The organism is Nocardia vulneris (genome assembly GCF_001613425.1).
GTDB lineage: Bacteria > Actinomycetota > Actinomycetes > Mycobacteriales > Mycobacteriaceae > Nocardia > Nocardia vulneris.
The window spans coordinates 1-3,034 of record NZ_BDCI01000037.1; the positions used below are offsets into that span (position 1 = coordinate 1).

Below are 3,034 nucleotides of genomic sequence, written 5' to 3' on the forward strand. Positions count from 1 at the left end.
CTCGCAAGCGCTCCCAGCGGCCTCGCGCCGTTGTGGCGTAAGCGCCACAACGGCATTGGGCTCCGTTTGTCTGACGCTGTTCGAGCACTGGCGACGTGGTGTCGGCGGTGACGTCAAAAGATCGGGGACAGTCGCTGACGTCTGGGCTGTGGCCCCGTGTGGCGACGGCGGTGAGGGCGTGACGTCGAATCGGTGCGAGATCGTATGCGGCCGAATTGCTTTCGGCGGATTGTGTTGTACGGGTGGAGTCGACCGTCAGCGAAGCAGACAAGACGATTCCCGAGCCGAACAGGCGCGGGTCCGCGACGGGCATGGTGCTGGGCCTACGGCGGGTGGTCGCCACCGAGTAGTCGCGCACTACGCGAGTGCTGTGATCGTCACTTTTATTCAGCCCCTGGGGAATTCGCCGCCGTCGATGACGATGCTGCTTCCGGTCAACCAGCTTGCCCGCGGCGAGACGAGGAAAAGCACCGCGTTGGCGATGTCGGCGGGCAGGCCATCGCGCCCCAGCGGTGGGGTGGTGTTGTCCTGGCCCGGTCCCGTGCTCAGGCGTGCCCACTGCTCCCGCGTCGCCTCGCCACCAGGGGTGGCGGTTTTGCCGGGAGACACGGTGTTGACCCGGATTCCGAACGGGGCCAGCTCCGCGGCCAATCCGCGGCTGTAGTTCTCCAGTGCGGCCTTCGCTGTCGTGTAGTGCAGGAACGGCGGCGCCACCGTGGGGACCGCGGCCGAGGAGATGTGCACGATCGTCCCCGAACGCCGGTCCCGCATCCCCGGCGCCAGCAGCGAGTCCAGCCGTACCGAGGCCAGGAAGTTCAAATCCAGTGCGTCCTGCCACGTTTGGTCCGGGATCGCCAGCGCGCCTTGGTAGGGGTCCGCGCCACCCGCGTTGTGGATCAGGATGTCCACGCCGCCGAACAGCTCCTGTGCGGCGGCGGCGAGCGTCTCCGCACCGGCCCGGGTCCGTACGTCGGCCGCCACGAAGGCGGCCCCCTCCGGTGCCGCGCTCGTTTCCGATCGGGCGGTCGCAAGCACCTCGGCGCCCGCGTCCAGGAGTTGGCGCACCACGGCGGCGCCGATTCCGCGAGTACCGCCGGTCACCAGGGCTCGCTTTCCTACGAGTTCTTTTGTTCCCGAACCGTTCTCGACCGTGATCATGTCAGCTGTCCTCTCGATTGAGCATTTGACGGCTCGACGGAAATAGGCGCGATGCGCCCCGGGGCACGAATCTTCGCCAGAATCGCGATTGCGCACCGGGCCGAGCTATTTCACGGTATGTCGGCGAAAGAACGACAGGCAAAGACGAATATTCAGCAGGCGCCATAGGTAATTCCTATGCCGCCCCGAACCTTTGCGGACCCGGCGTCGCAGCCCGGACAGGCGGCTGCCGGTGGCTGTGCGCGCGAGTTGCGGTGCGATGGATTACGTCGGGGCGGGATGCGGGTGTGGGGATCGATGACCTCGGGGGTTATCGCGGGGCGTCGGTGTTTTGGTTAGCGTCGACGGGGGAGCGTTGATCAGCAGATCCGGAGGAAACGATGAGCAAGTCCAGCCTCGCCGCGGAGCTCGATGTCACCGAGGGCGCGTTGCGGCACGGCATGCCTTATCTGGCGATGGGGCCGGACGTCCGCTGGTGTTTTTGCGATGGTTCACGCCGGATCATGCCAACCCGCGGGGCTGGATGCGGGATTCGGAAATCAAGATGCTGGCACCGCTGGCCAGGCGCTTTCGGGTTTATGCGGTCAGTCGGGCGCCCGGCATGGCGGCGGGCACGACGATGGCCGATATCGCCGCCGAGCATGCGGACGCGTTGCGCGCCGAGTTCGGTGAGCCCGTCGATGTGGTCGGTGTGTCGTCGGGTGGCTCGGTGGCGCTGCAACTGGCGGTGGATCATCCGGCCGTGGTGCGCCGCCTGGTCGTCGCGTCCTCGGGCTACCGGTTGGATCCGCTCGCGAAGGAAAGCCAGATCCGTTACGGCGAAGCGGCTTTCGCGGGCCGGCGCGCCCTGCATCACATGGCGTCGACCACCGTCTCCTCGCCGATCCTGGCGCGGGTAGCGGGTGCGGCGATGTGGTTGATCGATCCGCTGGCGCGCCCCAAGAACCCGGCGGACACCCTGGCCTTCCTGCGTGCCGAGGACGATTTCGATCTTTCCGACCGGCTCGGCGAAATCCTCGTCCCCACCCTCGTTCTCGGCGGCGAACGGGACGCCGGCTACAGCACCGAGAACTTCCGGCGAACCGCCGACGGCATCCCGGATTCCCGCCTGATCATCTACCCCGCCACCAGCCACACCGGCGTCACCCGCCACCCCCGCTTCGCGACCGATATCGCCGAGTTCCTCACCGCCTGAGTCATTCTGCTCCCGCACCCTCTCCGATCCCGATCACGGCGTGTCCCCCGGCAAGTCGGGGTGCGGGAACACAAAAAGAGTGCGGGAACCCTCGCCCACCCCCGCCACGCGGCGCCCCGCCCCTGCCACGCCCGCTACGCCATGCGGCGCCCCTGCCCCGCCCCGCGGCGCCTCGCCCCACCTCGCCTCGCCCCACCTCGCCTCGCCCCACCACGCCTCGCCACGCCGCGGCGCCCCGCGGCGGTAGGTGTCCAATGGCAGGCAAGGCGGCCGCAGGCAGCCGCCTTGCCCGCTGCCCAGACGCGCCGGGTCTGCGAGGTCATGCCTGTTCCCGCACCCTTTCTGGTCCTGATCCCGGTGTGTCCCTCGGCGAGTCGGGGTGCGGGAGCACGGAAAGGGTGCGGGAACCCTCGCCCACCCCGCCCCTGCCACGCGGCGCCCCGCCACGCGACACCCTGCCACGCGGCGTAGGCGTCCAGTGGCCGATCCGGCGGCCGTAGGCAGCCGCCCGGCCAGCGACCCGGATGCGGCGTGCCAGGTGTGCCGGGTCTGCGAGGTCGTGCCTGTTCCCGCACCCTTTCCGGTCCTGATCCCGGTGTGTCCCTCGGCGAGTCGGGGTGCGTGAACACGGAAGAAGTGCGGGAACCCCGCCCACCCCGCCCCGCCCCTGCCCCGGCACGC

At 69.1% G+C, this 3,034-nt stretch carries 2 protein-coding genes; one reads left to right on the forward strand and one right to left on the reverse strand.

The window, feature by feature from the left end; translation table 11 throughout:
* Window positions 1-387: 387 nt before the first annotated feature.
* Entirely contained in the window at window positions 388-1,158 is a 771-nt protein-coding gene (locus NVU01S_RS33415; protein WP_043683429.1) for an oxidoreductase, read from the reverse strand.
* 523 nt (window positions 1,159-1,681) lie between these two features.
* Here NVU01S_RS33415 and NVU01S_RS33420 point away from each other — a divergent pair.
* Window positions 1,682-2,353, forward strand: coding sequence for an alpha/beta fold hydrolase (locus tag NVU01S_RS33420; protein ID WP_244467581.1), 672 nt, complete (start codon window positions 1,682-1,684; stop codon window positions 2,351-2,353).
* Window positions 2,354-3,034: the final 681 nt, after the last annotated feature.